Annotated in this window: 17 protein-coding genes; 5 read left to right on the top strand and 12 right to left on the bottom strand. The window is 62.4% G+C overall.

Annotation, left to right across the window (positions count from 1 at the left end; genetic code table 11):
• Window positions 1-66: 66 nt before the first annotated feature.
• Window positions 67-1,926 carry a DUF4012 domain-containing protein gene (locus tag ACFQ6Y_RS30110; RefSeq protein ID WP_378640449.1) on the top strand — a complete coding sequence of 620 codons (1,860 nt, stop codon included), beginning with the start codon at window positions 67-69 and terminating at the stop codon, window positions 1,924-1,926.
• Window positions 1,927-2,127: 201 nt separating this feature from the next.
• Entirely contained in the window at window positions 2,128-3,159 is a 1,032-nt protein-coding gene (locus tag ACFQ6Y_RS30115) for an iron-siderophore ABC transporter substrate-binding protein (protein WP_378538731.1), read from the top strand.
• Window positions 3,160-3,195: 36 nt separating this feature from the next.
• Here ACFQ6Y_RS30115 and ACFQ6Y_RS30120 read toward each other — a convergent pair whose 3' ends face one another.
• The 5 genes from ACFQ6Y_RS30120 to ACFQ6Y_RS30140 all read right to left on the bottom strand — a co-directional run bounded on the left by ACFQ6Y_RS30120 (window position 3,196) and on the right by ACFQ6Y_RS30140 (window position 9,868).
• Window positions 3,196-3,699 (bottom strand): MarR family transcriptional regulator, encoded by a 504-nt coding sequence (locus tag ACFQ6Y_RS30120; RefSeq protein WP_317826419.1) that lies wholly within the window; start codon window positions 3,697-3,699, stop codon window positions 3,196-3,198.
• Between the two features lie 77 nt (window positions 3,700-3,776).
• Complete coding sequence (locus ACFQ6Y_RS30125) at window positions 3,777-5,015, bottom strand: hypothetical protein (protein WP_378640452.1); 1,239 nt, start codon at window positions 5,013-5,015, stop codon at window positions 3,777-3,779.
• A 34-nt stretch (window positions 5,016-5,049) separates the two neighbouring features.
• A complete protein-coding gene (locus tag ACFQ6Y_RS30130; protein ID WP_378640454.1) occupies window positions 5,050-7,041 on the bottom strand; it encodes an ArnT family glycosyltransferase in 1,992 nt (663 codons plus the stop codon).
• Window positions 7,042-7,627: 586 nt separating this feature from the next.
• Window positions 7,628-8,926 (bottom strand): DUF222 domain-containing protein, encoded by a 1,299-nt coding sequence (locus ACFQ6Y_RS30135; protein WP_378640456.1) that lies wholly within the window; start codon window positions 8,924-8,926, stop codon window positions 7,628-7,630.
• Between the two features lie 48 nt (window positions 8,927-8,974).
• Window positions 8,975-9,868 (bottom strand): 4-hydroxy-tetrahydrodipicolinate synthase family protein, encoded by an 894-nt coding sequence (locus tag ACFQ6Y_RS30140; protein WP_378640459.1) that lies wholly within the window; start codon window positions 9,866-9,868, stop codon window positions 8,975-8,977.
• A 71-nt stretch (window positions 9,869-9,939) separates the two neighbouring features.
• Between ACFQ6Y_RS30140 and ACFQ6Y_RS30145 the strand changes: the two genes are divergently transcribed.
• On the top strand, window positions 9,940-10,848 hold the full coding sequence (locus ACFQ6Y_RS30145) for a LysR substrate-binding domain-containing protein (protein WP_378640461.1): 909 nt from the start codon (window positions 9,940-9,942) through the stop codon (window positions 10,846-10,848).
• Between the two features lie 6 nt (window positions 10,849-10,854).
• On the opposite strand, the gene nadC is transcribed toward ACFQ6Y_RS30145, so the two are convergent.
• Genes nadC through nadA form a run of 3 tightly spaced genes read right to left on the bottom strand, consistent with a single transcriptional unit; the run spans window position 10,855 to window position 14,332 of the window.
• Window positions 10,855-11,727, bottom strand: a complete 873-nt coding sequence (gene nadC, locus ACFQ6Y_RS30150; protein WP_378538758.1) for a carboxylating nicotinate-nucleotide diphosphorylase — start codon at window positions 11,725-11,727, stop codon at window positions 10,855-10,857.
• Entirely contained in the window at window positions 11,727-13,298 is a 1,572-nt protein-coding gene (locus ACFQ6Y_RS30155) for an L-aspartate oxidase (protein ID WP_378640464.1), read from the bottom strand. The genes nadC and ACFQ6Y_RS30155 overlap by 1 nt, the downstream gene beginning before the upstream one ends.
• On the bottom strand, window positions 13,295-14,332 hold the full coding sequence (nadA, locus tag ACFQ6Y_RS30160; protein ID WP_378640467.1) for a quinolinate synthase NadA: 1,038 nt from the start codon (window positions 14,330-14,332) through the stop codon (window positions 13,295-13,297). The genes ACFQ6Y_RS30155 and nadA overlap by 4 nt, the downstream gene beginning before the upstream one ends.
• A gap of 102 nt (window positions 14,333-14,434) precedes the next feature.
• Between nadA and ACFQ6Y_RS30165 the strand changes: the two genes are divergently transcribed.
• Window positions 14,435-15,163: an NUDIX domain-containing protein gene (locus ACFQ6Y_RS30165; RefSeq protein WP_007733069.1), complete on the top strand. Its 729-nt coding sequence runs from the start codon at window positions 14,435-14,437 to the stop codon at window positions 15,161-15,163.
• A 14-nt stretch (window positions 15,164-15,177) separates the two neighbouring features.
• Here ACFQ6Y_RS30165 and ACFQ6Y_RS30170 read toward each other — a convergent pair whose 3' ends face one another.
• Both ACFQ6Y_RS30170 and ACFQ6Y_RS30175 read right to left on the bottom strand, forming a co-directional pair.
• Window positions 15,178-15,510, bottom strand: coding sequence for an SDR family NAD(P)-dependent oxidoreductase (locus ACFQ6Y_RS30170; protein WP_378640469.1), 333 nt, complete (start codon window positions 15,508-15,510; stop codon window positions 15,178-15,180).
• 111 nt (window positions 15,511-15,621) lie between these two features.
• A complete protein-coding gene (locus ACFQ6Y_RS30175) occupies window positions 15,622-16,224 on the bottom strand; it encodes a TetR/AcrR family transcriptional regulator (RefSeq protein ID WP_378640472.1) in 603 nt (200 codons plus the stop codon).
• 83 nt (window positions 16,225-16,307) lie between these two features.
• On the opposite strand from ACFQ6Y_RS30175, the gene ACFQ6Y_RS30180 reads away from it, so the two are divergent.
• On the top strand, window positions 16,308-17,138 hold the full coding sequence (locus tag ACFQ6Y_RS30180; RefSeq protein ID WP_378640475.1) for an SDR family NAD(P)-dependent oxidoreductase: 831 nt from the start codon (window positions 16,308-16,310) through the stop codon (window positions 17,136-17,138).
• Between the two features lie 11 nt (window positions 17,139-17,149).
• Here ACFQ6Y_RS30180 and ACFQ6Y_RS30185 read toward each other — a convergent pair whose 3' ends face one another.
• Entirely contained in the window at window positions 17,150-17,740 is a 591-nt protein-coding gene (locus tag ACFQ6Y_RS30185; RefSeq protein WP_378640478.1) for a DUF2567 domain-containing protein, read from the bottom strand.
• Window positions 17,741-17,751: 11 nt separating this feature from the next.
• Window positions 17,752-17,958: a hypothetical protein gene (locus ACFQ6Y_RS30190; protein WP_378640493.1), complete on the bottom strand. Its 207-nt coding sequence runs from the start codon at window positions 17,956-17,958 to the stop codon at window positions 17,752-17,754.
• Window positions 17,959-17,973: the final 15 nt, after the last annotated feature.

Consider the following 17,973-nt stretch of genomic DNA (forward strand, 5'->3'; position numbering starts at 1 on the left):
CCGGGCCAACACTGCTAGACATGTCGACGCAGCTTTCACGCACTCAAACGTCAGGAGCTTCAGCGGATGAACAACGACACGGTGGGACCAAAGTCCGACGACGATTCCGGGGCTGAACCGATCGGCTCCGACAACATCCCACCGAGCGGTCAGGAGCGCGAACCCAAGGGGTCGGCTGCATTTCTCCGAAGCCACCGAACAGCGGTCGCGATCACGGCATCGACACTGCTCGTGGGTGGTTTTGTGGCCTGGCTCGGTTACACGGCATACGAGGCGCAGGGCAACCTGGAAGCGGCTCGCGACCATGCACAATCGGCAAAGAGTGCACTACTTGCCGGGGATACGGGGGTCGCAGAGTCCGCCGCGGCGGAAGCCGATCTCGCGGCGTCGACCGCCTATGACAACACCCATTCGCTTCCCTGGAACATCGCCGCCGCTGTTCCTGTCATCGGGTCGCCCTTTGACTCGACGCGCCAGATGACCGAGGTCGTCCAGGGACTCACGCGTGACGTTCTCGGTCCTGCTGTCACTGTCGGAACTTCACTCGCACCAACGGAATTGGTGCAGCCCGGCGGACGCTTGGCACTCGCACCGTTACGCGAAGCAGAACCGAAACTGGCCGAAACAGCTATCGCCGCGGAATTGCTGTCGTCGCAGGCACAGGAAGTTCCCGAATCGAAGTACCTGGGCCGAGTTAACGATGCCCGAGCAGAATTGCAGTCGCAGACAAGCGAACTGGCTACCCTCTTGACGAACACCGCCACAGCGGCTCGCATCGCACCGGCGATGCTCGGCACCGACGGACCGCGCAATTACTTCATCGGTTTCCAGACCAATGCGGAAGCCCGCGGAACCGGTGGCCTCTTGGGCGGATACGGCATCGTCCGAGTCGACGACGGCGCCGCTCGGGTGGACACGCTCTCCCCCAACTCCGAACTAACACTGGACAATCAACCGATAGACCTTGGTCCTGACTTCAACCAGCTTTACGGAACAAGTCGCCCGACCACCGATTCTCGCAACAGCAACCTCAGCTCGCACTTTCCCTACGCGGCACAGATCTGGCAGTCCCTGTGGTCACAGGAGTCCGGGGGTGAGATGGTCGACGGTGCGATAGCGACCGATCCGATAGCCCTGAGTTACATTCTGAAAGCGGTGGGGCCGATCAAGATGCCCGACGGGGAGTCGGTGACGGCCGACAATGTCGTGGAGCTGACCGAGTCGACCGCGTACGCACGCTTCCCTTCCGACAACAAGGCACGAAAGCAGTATCTGCAGACGATCGCGGCCCGCGTCGTCGAGAAGATGACCGGGAACATCAAGTCCCCGAGCGCACTGCTGGAAGCACTGGGCAAGGGCGTCAGCGAGGGCAGAATCGCGGTGTGGAGCTCGCACCCCGACGAACAATCGGTGCTCGCCGACACGGTCCTCGGTCATACGATCCCCGGAGATTCGGCGCCGTATGCCGGTGTGGTGATCAACAACCAAGCCGGCAACAAGCTCGACTACTACCTCACAAGAGAAATCGACTACACAGCGCAGACGTGCACCGGCGACACCCGAAAGACAACGGTCACCGTTCGACTGACGAACAACGCACCCGACGCCGACCTGACCGAATACGTCAGCGGGATCGTCGACAACCCCGGACGACTGCCCAAGGGCACCAACGTGGCCGCAGTCACCCTGCTGGCAACGACCGGAGCAAAACTCGACGCGGTCTCGGTGGGCGGGCAGATTTCGTTTGCCGTCAACGGATCAGAGCAGGGTCACCCGGCCTACATGACGAGGGCCGTCATTCCGCGAGGACAGACTGTTGAACTGAAGTTCGATCTGACCGAGCCCACAGCCGAGGGCGAGGCGCGCGTACCGGTCCAGCCGCTGGTCGACGAACCGAGGATCACGGTCGACGTGCCTACCTGCTGAACGTGATCGGCAAACGTCTATCGCTCCCCTTCCGAGCGGACGTTTGCCGATCAGCGTCTTTCGACCGCCCTGGATGAACTTTCAACAGATTTGAAACTTTGGCGAAGGCTAGCCTATGCTTCCTGACGCGCCTGGAACCGGCCGTCGGCTGCGATCCGTCGGAGTCTCACTCCTCGGCGCATCGACAACGGAAGGTTCCTCATGCGATACGCCCGTGTGCGCTCACTTCGCCGAACTGTGGCGCTGAGTGGATTGGTCATTGCCGCCCTAGTGGTCGGTGGATGCAGCAACAACAACGCTGAAACCGAATCAGGCAACAGCGACTTCGACACCGTCACCATCGAAAGTGCACTCGGAAACGCCGTCATCACGGAAAAGCCCGAGCGAATCGTAACCCTCGGCATGGGATCGGCTGAGACTGTGATCGCGCTCGGCACGATCCCGGTCGGCGTCGAAAAGTACGCATGGGGCAGCGACGACACCGGATATCTGCCGTGGGTCCACGAAGCGGTCACGAAGCAAGGTGGCGAACTGCCCGAGCAGTTCACCGGCGGAACCGACCTCAACATCGAAGCGATCATCGCTCTCGAACCAGACCTGATCCTCGCCCCCTGGTCCGGCATCACTCAGCAGCAGTTCGACTCACTCAACGCATTCGCGCCGACCGTCGCCTACGCAGAGAGCCCGTGGACCATCACGTGGGAAGAGCAGATCAACGTCATCGGCAAAGCCATGGGTGAATCCGAGAAGGCAACGGCCGAAATCGACAAGATCAAGTCGCAGTTCGCGGAATCGACTGCAGCACATCCGAACTACGCCGACGTCAGCTTCTCCTTCATCTACAACACGGGCCCGGGAACGCTCGGCGTCTTCTTCGCCGAAGAGCAGCGTGTGGCCATGGTCCGCGCACTCGGCTTGCAGGTGGATCCCGTCGTCTACACCTTGACGGAATCGGAAGGAACAGACTCAGCCGTCATCGGCCTGGAGAACGCAAACCTCCTCGACAAGTCCGACCTGCTCTTCACCTTCTACTCGGACCCGGCCAATCGCGCCGAGATCGAAGCGCAACCCGCCTACCAAGCCATCCCCGCCGTGGCTCGGGGAACTGTGATCGCTCCGACCGAACAGCCCTTCGTCACGGGTTCCTCGATGATCAACCCACTGACCGTGCCCTGGTCGCTGGAGCGTTACGTACCGATGATCGACGAGGCAATCGCGAAGCTGAACAAGTGATGTAGATACGCACCGTGCGATCGAGAAGCCCGCGTCCTATTCGGATGCGGGCTTCTTGCCGTCACGTTCGCTCTTGAATCGCATCCACTCACTGCTCAGCATGCGATTGTCGATGATCCACCCCATGTAATCGCGCATGTTGAGCACACGAATGTACGCGGGGCCGTTGGGGTTTGCGTATTGCAGCGCCTCGGTCGCAAGCTTGCGTTGATTCTCGAGATACACGTGCTCTGTTTCGAGGAATCCGCCCCACACGTCGGAATCCATGACGTAGTAGTGAGTCCGATCCCGAGGCTTGCGCGTGCGTTTGACGAAGCCCCGGTCGATCAACCGGCGAATGTAGGTGGACACCGATCCGCGACTTGCTCCGAGTGCCTGCGCCAACTCTTCGGCACTGACCCCTGGCGACTCGCTGATCAACAGATAGCCCGCAATCCGACCTTCGATACGAGCCCCACCACCGGACTGCCAGTACACGGAGAACTGGTCGATGAACCAGGTGGAGAAATCGTCACCGCGAGCAGGGCTGGCATCGCCCATTCGTTGAGCCTCCGAGGTTACAGGGTACGAACAAAACTGGGTCCGAACAATTCGTCACTATTGTGCCAGCACCACACTCACTGAGCCGAAAGCATCAGTCCTGGAGTGGTTGCAATGAACTCGAGTTGTTCGATTGTCAAGGGTGGTGCTGTGGTGGAGCCAGCCGATTTCACGAACTGGGTCACCACGACGGTTTCGCCCGAGGGGTGGACAACCCGGACCGTGTCGTCGCCCGAGCCATAAGGATCAGTCAGGCGAGTCACGGCGGTGGAGCCTGGCAACGTGAGTGTCTCACCCGGTTCCGGCACGGCGGTACCAACCGATATTTCGACATCGCTGCTGCCGTCCGCTGTCGAAGCGACGATCCGCTCGCACACTCCACCCTGTCCGTAATCATCTGGAACCAACGAACCGAGCGGGCGTTCCAAGGTGACGCCTGCCGCGCCGAGGTCTTTCCACCGTGTGTCGAGCAACTGATTCAGTCGGTCGACATCCATGCGCGTCGCAGGTGGGCCGGCATTCACAGAATCGGTGTAGCAGGATGCCATCGGCGGCGGCGTCGAGTCTGGAACCGGCGCAGTCACCGCAAGCCCCGGCCCGGTTGCGAGCCCGATCAGTTCGTCCATCGTCAAAAGCGGACCAGTACCCGTCGAAGTCTCCGTCGACGTGTCGATGCTGGCAACAACCCGGGATCCGTCGCCGAGATACGCGACGACACCTCGCTCGCCCCCGACATCCGAAGCGACTTCGTCCTCGAAATCCGCAATGTCCAGCACTGTTCCGTTCGCGAGATGCTCCCGCCGATCCACAAGACCCTCCAAGCACGGCGGCACCGGCTGATCCCATGCACGAACCTGAACCGAGACATCGGCCGTCTGCCCGCCGCGACTTACCGCCCCGCTTGCCCTCGTCGAACCGCTGAACTCGATCGGGTCGACCCCGTCAGGAAACGATGCACCCCGGAAATTCTGGATCGGCGCAAACTCGAACGATTTCGACGGACTCGCAAATACAACCTCGACATCGGAAGGCAACGATTGGAGTAACGCATCGCTCATAGCGGTGGCCTTCGGCCCCGAGAACCATGGATAGTCCGGATCGTCATAGCCAGGCTCGCCCGCGGAACCGTAGTTGAATCGTACCGGCGGACCCGGCGATTCAACCGAATCGCAGCCAGGAATCGACGTGCCTGTGTCCTCGTTCGTCACCGCCGCGACAACAGTTCCCAATGCGACGATCGAGACGATCACCAGCCCGTCGCGCCAGGTCCATTGCTCGCGACGACGGTTCGACTCGTGTGCGGTGTGCCCAGACATTTCTCGATCATTGCCTACGGCAACAACTACGTCACTATCCGACATACCCAGTGAGGTCGTACACCGTGGAATTTCCCACTGTCGTCGATCCGAAATTGGCTTCGACCCATTCCTGGATGGCACTCGACGTGCTGTCCCCGCTTTGGCCCTCTCTCTGGCTTCCGCCCTGGCCACCGGCAATGTAGTAGTGAATTTTTCCGTCTGCCACGTACTGGATGAATTGATCCAATGTCGGTGCGGGATCGGAACTCCAACCGCCGATCGCCATCACCGCGGTATTGCTGGCCAACTCGTAAGTTGCTGCGCTTTGCGAACCGTTGGTCGCGGCCGACCACGTGGTGCCCGCATTGACCAGCATTGCCGTCAACTCTGAAGCACTTTCGCTGCCGCTACTCAGTTCTTGCCCGTTCGACGCCGGATTTACAGTCGCGTCAGAAGAACTCGGCGGAGCGTCACCGTTTCGCAGCTCCGGGCCCCCACCCATACCTCCTCCCCCGCTCATTCCGGAATCGGACACCGCACCGGCTGGTCCGGCTGTCGGAATGGATCCGCCGTGCGCGGCTGCGGCAGTGGCAATCGCGTAAGACGCCGAACCTGCTATCCCTGCCAACGAGCCGATGATCAATCCAGCGACAGCAAGCTTTCGGAATCGATCCTTGGCTCCCACCAGAACCAGAATCGCGCCGACGATCGTGCCTACCAACAGAATCCACTTCAGCATCGGCAGCCAGTCGGAATTGCGGTGCAACAACACCCAACTCCAGATTCCTGCGGCCAGCATCATCGCAGCCAAGCCGCAACGTCCGATCCAACGGGCACGGACCAACCACAGAGCGTATCCACCGGTCCCGATCATCCCCGCGACGGCGGGCGCAAGCGCAACTGTGTAGTAGGGGTGGATCGTGCCGGACATATAGCTGAAGATCAGGCCGGTGACGAGAAACCAACCACCCCACAGGATCAACGACGCGCGGAGAATATCTGTGCGCGGTGCGCGTCCCCGAGCGAGGAGTCCGAATACCACTGCGATCAGTGCCGCAGGAATCAGCCAGGAAATCTGTATACCCATCTCGCTGCCGAACAGCCGCTCCAGTCCGGTACTCCCCCCGAAGCTCGAACCTGCACTGCCACCGTTCATTCCGCCACCGCCACCGGTGTTACCGAAAAGTCGACCCAATCCGTTGTATCCCAGCACCAAGTCCATGACGCTGTTGTTGGTCGACCCACCGATGTACGGGCGAGAATCCGCCGGCCACAGCCACACTGCCAATACCCACCAACCGGCCGATACGACAACGGCCGTGGCTCCGATCGCCAAGTGGACCAAGCGAGCTCGCAGACGTGCCTGTCCGGCAATCACATACGCACCTCCGAATGCAGGTAATACCATCAATCCCTGCAACATCTTGGTGAGAAAAGCGAACCCCAGCGCAACACCGGCGAGGGCTACCCACATCGCGGCTCGTCGACCCATCGCCGTGCCCATTGCCCGAATCACGAAGTAGCCGGCGAGAGTCATGAGCAGAACCAACAGTGCATCGGGATTGTCGAACTTGAACATCAGGGCAGCAGCCGGTGTAGCTGCCAACACAGCTCCCGCAACAAGACCCGCAGCGGGCGACGCCACTCGTTTGACGGCCGCATACACGAGCGCAACCGATCCGACGCCCATCAATGCCTGCGGAACTAGAAGGCTGGCACTCGAAAATCCGAAGATCCGTCCGGACAGACCCATGACCCACAACGAAGCGGGCGGTTTGTCGACCGTGATGAAATTAGAGGTATCGAGGGACCCGAAGAACCACGCTTTCCAATCTTGTGAGCCGGCCTGCGCAGCCGCTGCGTAGAACGTGTTGGCGTATCCACTCGCGGTCAGATTCCACAAGTACAGGACCGCCGTTGCCGCCAACAGGGTCGTCAGCGCCAATCCTGTACGGCGAGTGCGGAACCACGACGGCGAGGGCTCCGCTCGATGGGCAGTTGGTGCCGGCCGCTGAGGTGGGGCCGGATGCAGAACGGCGGTCATCAGGAAGTCCCTTCACGAGTTACTGTCCTGTCAACGATCGCGTCTCCAACCCTGGCGGCACTGGGACCCGGCTGGAAGGTTGCTGTGAATGGCTCAGGTCAGAGTGCGCTCGAACAGCACGACGCTGAACCAACCGTTGTCGGCATCATCTCCGAAGTCACGACGCCCGACCTCGGTAAAACCGGCGTCCAAGTAGTAGCGACGCAATCGCACATTCGTTTCCACACAATCGAGCCGCAGGTACCGCGCCCTCCTCCGCAGATCGACTGCACCTGGTCTCGCGCGACATAGAACTCCCCTCGCGAAATCTGGGCCTCGATCTGCTCGAGAGACACTTCGCGAGGACGCCACTGAGCGATTCCACGTTCCGCCAACCAGTCTTCCGCTCCATGCCGAAGCGCCAAGATCGCCGGCGCATCACTTGCGATCGCCCGCACAACGTCCACGGTCATGATCCCTCCCCTCGATACGACCATCCACAGGTGCGGCCCACAGCGGCACGACCTCTAGGCTCCGCCTCGGATGGATCTGCGAGATGGAGCCTATCGGCGTGAAGTTATGTCTCTGAACGTGTCCCACCACTCGGTCAGGTTTTGAAGGTGGTGTTCGCCGGCCGCGGGTGCTGCCCGGGGTCGATCGAGGGAGGCGGGATGAACCACGGTTTGTTGTCGACGCCGATGCGGATTTCCCATTTTCCGACGAACCCCGTTTTGCGGTGCATCAGCCGGTGGTGCGAGCGGCACAGCAGGACAAGGTTGTTCATCACCGTCGGACCACCGTTCGCCCAGTGCCTAATATGGTGCGCATCCGTCCACGCGGGTACGCAAGAACACCCCGGGAACGCGCAGCCCTTGTCGCGGGCAATCAACGCCACTCTCTGTTCGGCGTTGACCAATCGTTTTCCGGGTTTCGCATCCAACGGTGTGCCGTGAGCGTCGAGCAGAACAGTCGACAGGAAACAATCGCACCCCAGAAGCCTGGTCTGCGACACCGAAAGCGGCCCGAGCCATGGCATGTGCCCGACATCAAGATCCGACAGAGACTCTCCGCCATCAGAAGGCGCAGCGGCACAATCCCGATGCTCAGCCAAATCGCGCGCGTTGATGTGCACGTTCACGTGTGGTCGTTGCCCACCGTCGGTTCCGGTTTTGGCGCAGTCCAGATACCGGCGGATCAGTTCGGTGAACCCGTCTGCTGTCCGCTTTGCCGCCGAGCGTGCGTCGGGGGTTCCGTCGGTTGCTGGGGTGGGCATCGTCAGATTCGACAACGCCGATAACAGCATTTCGCCGGTGAGGGCGTCGAAATCACCGCGCACCACCACCCGGCCATTGAGTGTCGAGGCGATCCGAAGCTCGTTCTGGTCGACATCTTCGGCAGGTGGAATCTCATCGGATTCGAACACCCGCTCCAAGGTCGCGATGACGTGCCGCACCTTCGTCGTCGTCGCCTCCACACCCGACGCAGCCGCGAGCAACAAGTCGATGCAGCGAGGCAACGCTTCCTCCGGCATCCCCTTCGGCGGGGACTCACAGAACGCCACGATCAACACGACATGCTCTAACGAGCAATCCCCACAATCGAACCGAGCCGCTACCGCCGGAAACGGCCGTAGCGCGGCACCCAGGGCGGCGATCTTCTTCCCGTCACGAACCTGCAGCATCGTGTTCGCCGCCAACCACGCACCGACGCCGCGGCTGGCGATCACCTGATCGTCCGGGCGCATCGAGAGTTCGTCCACCACCGCCACCCGCACGGCTTCGAGCCGAAGAATCTCCGCACTCGCCTCGACAGCAGCAGCGCGTAACTCCGCGGCAGTCAATTGCCACAGACGTCCGCGTAACCCCACCGCAGAACCAGACACCACGTCCGACAACAAGACACTCATAGAATCCCCCGATCCCCACCCCCAACAATACTCGAACACGCGTTCGAGTCAAGAGCGATAGATCTCCAGCGCTCGATCCACCGATTCATCGCTCGCCGGTAGCAACGGCAATCGCACATGAGGCGTCGGAATCTGCCCCAACGCATGCAACACACCCTTGATCACAGTCGGGTTCGGTTCGGAAAACAGGGCCCCGGACAGCTTCGACAACCGTCGTCCAAGGTCGCGAGCACTGTCCACATCGCCACTGTCCCAGGCTTTTACCAAGCGGACGAAGTCACCAGTCGACACGTGAGCCGAAGCCAAAATGCCGCCGGACGCGCCCAAGGCCAGGAGCGGTGCGAGGAACAGATCATCCCCGGCCAGTACGGCGAAGTCGTCCGGAAGATCCGCGAAGAGTTCGACGGCAGCTGCGTCGATACTGCCGGCGGCATACTTCACAGCAACAACCCCGGGCAACGCTCCCAGCTCCCGCAGTGTGCGACCGTCCAAATCGCACGCAGTTCGGTACGGCACGTGATAGACGACGAGCGGTACCGGACCCGATTCCTGCAGGTACGTAAAATGCGCCACCACACCGGCTTTCGACGGCCTCGTGAATGAGGGAACCGGAACCAACGCCGCCGAGACCTCCGGCCACCGACTCAGACCGTCGAGCGCCCGCGCACTGCCCACCGTGTCGCTACCGCCGGCGCCGACGATCAACGTCGCGCCCCGCGCACGGCACACGCTCGCGCAGGTGTCCAGAACGGCCACTCTCTCCTGCTCCGTCAGCGTTGCGCTCTCCGCCGTCGTCCCGAGCGCAACGAGTCCGACCGCACCATCGGAGAGAACCTGGTGCGCAAGCCGTTCGAGTGCGTCGGTTGCGATACGCCCGTCGCTCTCGAACGGGGTGATCAGTGGGACATGGATTCCGGCGAGGTCAATTCGAGCAGTAGTCACAGAACTCAGCCTCACCCAACAAACCTTGTAGGTCTAGTTCGCGTTTCCATCGTCGAGCGTAAGCTGAGCTGATGCTTGATGTTCGTCGACTGAGACTCTTGCGTGAACTAGCGCTGCGCGGCACCATCGTTGCCGTCGCCGAGGCGTTGTCGTTCAGTCCCTCTGCCGTGTCGCAGCAGTTGGCCGTTCTCGAACGTGAAGCCGGAGTTCCTCTTTTGGAACGCACGGGGCGTCGGGTGCGCCTCACGCCGGCAGGCGAGAACCTCGCACGTCACGCCGAAGTCATCCTGCAACGCCTGGAACAGGCATCGGGTGAATTGGTCGACGCTCGTCGTGGCCTCGCCGGACCGCTACGCATTGGTACGTTCCCGACCGCCGCACGCGCGATCCTCCCTCAGGCCTTGATCGCACTGTCGCACGAGCACCCGGGATTGGAACCGATGGTCTCGGAAATCGACCCAGCCGACGTCGCCGACGCGCTACGAGCCGGGAATTTGGACTTGGCTTTGATTCACGACTACGACTTCGTCCCTCGCCCCACCGAACCGGGCCTGACGACATTGCCGCTGTGCAGCGAAGCCGTGTACCTCGCTTCGAGTGACATCGAGTCAGATCCCGGTAACGCTGTCGCATCGCTGACCGACTGCGTAGAACGTCCCTGGATTACCGCGATCCCCGGAACCGCTTGCCACGCAATGACCATTCGCGCGTGCCAAGCTGCCGGGTTCACACCGAAAGTGCGTCATCACATCGACGAGTTCGCCACTGTTCTCGCCCTCGTTGCTGCGGGACAGGGAGTTTCACTGGTCCCGGAACTCGGAGCAAGTCATCCACCACCGGGAGTGCGGCTCACGCCGATGCCTATTCGGCGACGGACCAAGATCGCCCACCGAGCCGGCTCCGACGCACACCCGGCAGTCACAACCGTGACAAGCGCGCTTCGCTCGGCAGTCCCGCTACTGCTGGACGCCCAGCACTAGCGGCACTTACATGTCGAGTCCGAGGTCGAGCACCGTCACCGAGTGTGTCAGTGCACCTACGGCCAGGTAGTCGACGCCGGTTCGGGCGTACTCTGCGGCAACGTCGATGGTGAGACCGCCCGAGGACTCGAGCTTGGTTTCGGGAGCAACAGCGTCGCGGCGCTGGACCGCAATCTGCGTCTGCCACAGCGGGAAGTTGTCCAGCAGAACAAGTTCGACCTTTTCCGCCAGCACCTGATCGAGCTGAGTGAGATTGTCGACCTCTACTTCACACTCGATGTCCGGCGCGAGTTCGCGGACAGCGCGCAGTGCAGCAACCACCGAACCGGCAGCAGCAACGTGGTTGTCCTTGATCAATGCGGCGTCACCCAACCCCATGCGGTGGTTGACTCCCCCGCCCACGTGAACTGCATATTTCTGCAGAGAGCGCAGGCCTGGCAACGTCTTTCGACTGTCGCGCACCTTGGCATGAGTGCCGGCGATGGCGTCGACCCACTGTGATGTCGCCGTCGCGATCCCCGAGAGATGGCAGACGAGGTTGAGCATCGTCCGCTCTGCCGTGAGAAGTCCGCGGGTGGGCGCGACAACGGTGAGCACCGATTGACCTGGCGCAACCCGAGTTCCGTCGGAGACCCGATCGACTACCTCGTAGTTTCCCGCGCCGATCACCTCGTCGAGAACAAGCAGTCCGACGTCGATGCCGGCGACGGTACCCGATGATCGTGACACGACCGAAGCCTTCGCGACCGCATCAGCGGGAACCGTTGCGGTAGAGGTGATATCGGGGCCATAGCGCAGATCCTCGTCGAGAGCGAGCCTGACCAATGTGAGCAGCTCGTCACGGTCGAGCGGCGCGGGCAGGATCTTCTGCTCGGTCATCAATGAACTCCTGTCAACAACATGTCGGGTATTTCGAGCGCTCCATCGGCGCCCATCTTGATCCGAGTGCTGCGACGCTGATTCGGATCTGTCTCAGGATAGTCGGTGCGGGTATGGCAGCCACGGCTCTCGGTTCGCGCCACGGCCACGTCGACCAATGCAGTCGCGGTCAGTGTGAGCGCCGCGTCTTCGAGATCCGGAGCGGCCACCGCCACTGTCTGTTCGGCGTCGGCAAGCGCGGCTCGCGCAGTCTGGAGACCGCCTCCGTCGCGAACCACCGACGCGTGTGCCGTCATGACGGACTGCACGGTCTCTCGCGGCAGGATCGGCATCGGCTTGCGCACCACGTTGACCACTTCGGCATGGACATCGCGACGCTCGGCAGCTGCGATTCCTGCACGCTCCCCGACTACCAAACCCTCGAGAAGGCTGTTGGACGCAAGGCGATTCGCGCCGTGCAATCCCGTGCGAGCCACTTCACCCGCTGCGTAGAGTCCAGGCACTCCCGTTCGTCCATGGACGTCGGTGGCGACTCCCCCGCACGAATAGTGCGCAGCCGGAGCGACCGGAATCAATTGGGTGCGTGGATCGATACCGGCTTCGAGGCAGGACGCGGTGATGGTCGGGAATCTCGAATCGAAGCCGTCGAGCTTTCGTGCGTCGAGATAGACGTGATCGGTGCCGAGATCTCGTAGGCGTGCTGCGATTGCCCGCGAAACCACATCACGCGGGGCGAGATCACCCAGCGGATGAACACCTGCGGTCACCGAATCAGCGTTGGTGTCGACAAGAATCGCACCCTCGCCGCGGACCGCCTCACTGATCAGGGGTCGGCGGCCTACCCCACCCGGAGTGAAGAGCACCGTCGGATGGAACTGAACGAACTCCAGGTCCGCAATCGCCGCACCAGCTTCGAGTGCCAACGCGATTCCGTCCGCAGTTGCGCCAGGCGGATTTGTGCTGCAGGCATACAGCTGACCGAGTCCGCCGGTAGCGAGCAGGACCGCTGGTGCATGGATCACCCCAAGCCCTTCCGGGGAAGAGACGACGAGTCCACACACCCCACGGCGGTTGGTCACCACCTGAACTGCCGCTGCACCGAACAGGACGGGCAGGCCGGCAGCATTGAGAGCCCGCTGCACTTCCGCGCCCGTGGCGTCGCCGCCGGCGTGGATGATCCGACGTGTGCTGTGCCCACCCTCGCGGGTGCGCGACACCTCGCCGTCTCGCCCGCGATCGAAGACCGCTCCCAACGCGGCCAGCGCTGCAACAGCATCGTGACCAGCTTCTACGATGGAATAGACGGCTTCCTCGTCGCACAAACCGACGCCGGCCTCACACGTATCCGCAACGTGCGATTCGACGGAATCCGTATTCAGATCGTCGACGACCGCGATGCCACCCTGCGCGTACTGAGTCGAGGTGTCCGTCGGACCACCCTTGCTGACAGTGAGTACTTTCAGTCCCCGCAGAGAAGCGGTGCGCGCTGCGGTGAGGCCGGCAACACCGCCTCCCACGACGACCAGGTCGGCATGGGCCTCCCAGGCGAAACGCCCGGCAGGGCTGGTCACTCGCCGCCGCCCGGTTTACCGATCTCGATCATGCGCTGCACCGATTTCTGCGCACGCTTGGCCATCTCGAGATCGACGTGGACCTCGTCCTTGCCCTCGAGAAGGCAGCGAAGCAACGCGGCAGGCGTGATCATCTTCATGTACGGGCACGATGCGCGGTCGTTGACGGCCTGGAAATCGACGTCGGGCGCCGCCTTACGCAACTGGTGCAGCATCCCGATCTCGGTTGCGACCAGAACCTGCTTGCTCTTGGTGACGCGGGCAGCGTCGAGCATTCCGCCGGTGGAGAGGATCTTGACCTTGTCCGCGGGGACCGCGCCTTCGCCGGCTAGGTACAGAGCCGAAGTGGCGCAACCACATTCAGGGTGCACGAACAGCTCGGCATCGGGGTGCGACTTGGACTTGGCCGTCAGCTCGTCACCGTTGATGCCGGCGTGCACGTGGCACTCGCCCGCCCAGATCTGCATGTTGGTACGGCCGGTCACGCGCTTGACGTGAGCTCCCAGGAACTGGTCCGGCAGGAACAGCACCTCGCGGTCGGCATCGATCGAGTTGACCACGTCGACGGCATTGGACGAGGTACAGCAGATGTCGGTGAGTCCCTTCACCTCTGCCGTGGTGTTCACGTACGACACCACGAGCGCGTTCGGGTTGTCGGCCTTCCACTCACGAAGCTGCTCGGCATTGATCGAGTCGGCCAGCGAGCAACCGGCCCGCTCGTCCGGGATCAGCACGGTCTTGGACGGCGACAGAATCTTCGCTGTCTCGGCCATGAAGTGCACACCACAGAAGACAATCGTGTCCTCGGGTGCCTCAGCTGCGATTCGCGAGAGAGCCAGGGAATCTCCGACGTGATCGGCGACGTCCTGAATCGCAGGCAGCTGGTAGTTGTGCGCAAGAATCGTCGCGCCGCGTTCGCGAGCCAGACGTTTGATCTCAGCGGCCCACTCGGGGGTCGCTTCGACTCCGTTGTATCCGCCGGGGCCGTCGTGAATCTGCGAGGCCGATCCCTCCCATAACGTCGTGGTCGTCATGGCGTTCTCCTTCACCGTGAACCCGGGCTCGTCACCCAGTTCAAATCCGGACGGGCTGGCCCGGATTTCCGTATTCGAGGTTTTCGACTTAGGATCGAAAACGTGCCCAATAGTAACACCACCCACGAAGTGCTTGCAGCGGTGTTCCAAGTTCGCACCTTCCCCGCAAGCATCGCCGCAGGTGACGGCGATCACTGCCCACAAGGACGCGAAGAGTTGGCCGTGCTGCTGTGGCAGCGTGCACTCAACCCACAGAAGGGCACGTGGTCCCTGCCCGGGGGTACCTTGCGCGACGACGAGGACCTGACGACGTCCGCTCGACGTCTCCTCGCCGAGAAGGTCGACCTACGAAAGGTCGCCCACCTCGAACAACTCTCCGTCTTCAGTGATCCACAACGAGTGCCGGGCCCGCGCCGCATCGCGTCGACCTTCCTCGGACTCGTTCCCCTCAGTGCCGATCCACAACTTCCACCGGACACTGCCTGGCACCCGGTTTCGAAACTGCCGGAGATGTCGTTCGACCACGGAACTGTCGTGCGGCACGCGCGCAATCGACTGGCTGCAAAACTCTCCTATACCAACATCGCATTCGGGCTGGCGCCCGAAGAGTTCGCGATGTCGACGCTTCGCGAAATCTACTGCGCTGCACTCGGTTACCAAGTCGATGCCACCAACTTGCAACGCGTCCTGGGGCGTCGAGGCGTTCTGACTCCCACCGGCAACACCGCACCGTCCGGCAAGTCGGGTGGACGTCCACCGGCGCTGTACCGTTTCACCGACTCCACCTTGCGGGTCACCGACGAATTTGCCGCACTACGGCCCCCGAGCTGACACCGATCACACTGTCAGGCAACGGCTTCGAGATTTCCGCGTTGCAACCACACCGAGGCCACGGCGCCGGCCGGATCGATGACCCGGTTGATTGCACCGAACCGCGCCGTCACCCGATCGAGAATCCGATCGGCCTGCCAACGATCCGTCGGATCGGCGACAATCGCGAAGAAGCGATGGGCGGGTTTTCCCGCCATGACGCGCACCAATTCGGTGACCGTCCGCGCCGTGACTGCCACGCTCCAACCAGCGTCGAGAAACTCGGCGGCAGTGCGCGCACCGTGCTCGAATCCGATGTCCGTGACAAGTACAACTCCCCTGTTCGGGGCGATCTCTGAAACACTCATTGCGGAACCTCCAGTCGGAATCAAACTTCTTGACCCCTATGTAAGTCCGCAATCTTGTGCTTCCCTTGTGCTGGTTCTGTGAGAACTCTGGGGAATTGCGCGCGCCCCACCTCAGACAGATCGAGAAAGCCCCGCCCAGAAGACCGTCGAGGCCGCGTTCACCACATCGCCGACCGGTACGTCGCCCAACATTCCGCCCGCAGCAAGCGTCGCGACGCCATGGAACGTCGCAAAAGCAACCAGCGCAATACTTTCCGGATCACCGGCGGCAATATCACCTGCAGCCTGAGCCTCCGATACGAGCCGGACGGTCAGGTCCATCGTCGCGTGCCCCGCGTTGACGACAGTCTCGGCGGCGCCCGGTGCATGCTTGTTGCTGTACATCAACGACAAAAGTCCGGGATGGTCCAGCGCAAAATCCACGTAGGCATTGGCGAGCGAGGAGAACCGGGCCCTCGCGGTCGGTGGAGCATCCGCGACTGCCCGCTCGAGCGCACCGGTCATCCGATGGAATCCACTTTCGGCCAAGGCATCGAGCAAAGCCTGGCGATCACGAAAGTGCTTGCCCGGAGCCGCGTGGCTCACGCCCGCCTCACGCGCGAGTTGCCTCAGCGACAACTTGTCGACGCCATCTCGTTCGAGTGTTGCTTCGGCCGACGCCAGGAGTTCCTGTCGCAGGCTGCCGTGATGGTACGGCTGTTCGTGGGCGGGCATGGTGGCACCATATCAAAATGTTGTCATTGACAACTATGGTGTCAGTGCCTACATTTGGGATCACCCGAACCGAAGGAGCCACCATGGCCATCGACGTAGCCGGAACCACCGTCCTCATCACCGGAGCCAGCGCTGGGCTCGGAGTGGAATTCGCTCATCGCTTTGCCGCTCGCGGCGCACACCTCGTTCTGGTCGCCAGGCGGGCAGACCGCCTCGAGGCACTCGCCACCGAACTCCGTGGCGCCCACGGCATCACCGTGACAGTCCTGCCCGCCGACCTGGCCGCACCCGGCGTCGGCGCGACCCTGCGCCAAGAACTCGCCAGTCGCGACATCACGGTCACGTCCCTGATCAACAACGCCGGATTCGGAACACACGGAGCATTCGTGGACGAAAACCTCGAGCGCGTCACGTCCGAAATTCAGCTCAACATCGCCACACTCGTCGAACTGACGCACACATTCCTGCCCGACCTTCTCACCGGCCGCGGAGCACTGGTCAACATCGCCAGCACCGCGTCCTTCCAGCCGACACCGGGCATGGCGGTCTACGGCGCATCAAAGGCGTTCGTACTCAACTTCACCGAAGCGCTCTGGGCAGAAGCTCGCGGTAGCGGATTGACCGTGTTGGCAGTATGCCCCGGTCCGACGCGCACCGAGTTCTTCGACGTAGTCGGCTCCGAGGACGCAGCGGTCGGGCGAATGCAGACCGCAACTCAGGTGGTGGACACCGCTTTCCGAGCACTGGATCGACGCAACGCGCCGCCGACCGTCGTATCAGGACTGCCGAACTGGGTGTCCTCGATCAGCACTCGCTTCGCAACCCGCCGGTTGGGGGCGCTGATTTCGGGCCGACTGCTGGGTGACGTGCGAATGAAGTCCGAAGCGAAGCGCTCGTCGACGTCGCCGGCGTAGCGACGTAACAGCTACGGGAGCTTCGGCTGGATCTCGTCTTCGGTCTGTTCGGTCTCGGTGGCCCGATCCCCGGATTCTGGATCCCCAGATTCCGGATGGTCACCCACACCGAGGTCGTCGTACGGATTGAGCACTGCGAGAACCAAAGTCACGACGCACGCCGCGAGCGGCTGAAACAGAAGGACGAGCAAGGTGCCGATGTTCGGCGCCCGCGCGATGATCTCCCCGACCGCCGGATTGTCGGCCGTGGGGAATCGCAGTTTGGTCACACCCGAACCCACGAGTGCCATCAGGCCCGCTCCTACCGCTGAGCCGACGATCAACCCGCCCAGGGCATACGGGCCTCGACTCAGGCGTGCCAGCCAGGCAGCCACCGCCGACAGCACACCGACGATCAGTGCCAGCCAGATGAATACTGCGCTCGCGTCGAACTGGTGAAGACTCTCACCGGTCAACGCGACGCCGCGCCCCTCGGACACCACCAACAGGTGCTCTGCCGGAGCCAAGAACGCCCACAGCACACCAACGAGCACGCTCACGCCCGCAGTGGTTGCGGCGATCACGATCGCGGTGCGCAGACGAGTCTGCCGAAGAGAGATCACACAGAGTGACGCTACCTGCGGGCGGCGTCGATCGAGTCGACGACACCGTGACGGGAGCATTTCGCCCACCATCCGTCAGGACTGACCTGAACGATCATGCGACGTCCGCACTGCTCGCAGAAGCGAGGTGGCTCGAGCCCCATCGACGCTGCAGTCGGCGGGGGGGGGGGGCCGCCCACCACCAACCACCACCCCCCCGGGCCCGGGTTGGAGCACACCCGCAGCCCCCGAGG

Origin of the sequence: Rhodococcus sp. NPDC056516, assembly GCF_042794655.1 — a bacterium.
Lineage (GTDB): Bacteria > Actinomycetota > Actinomycetes > Mycobacteriales > Mycobacteriaceae > Rhodococcus_F.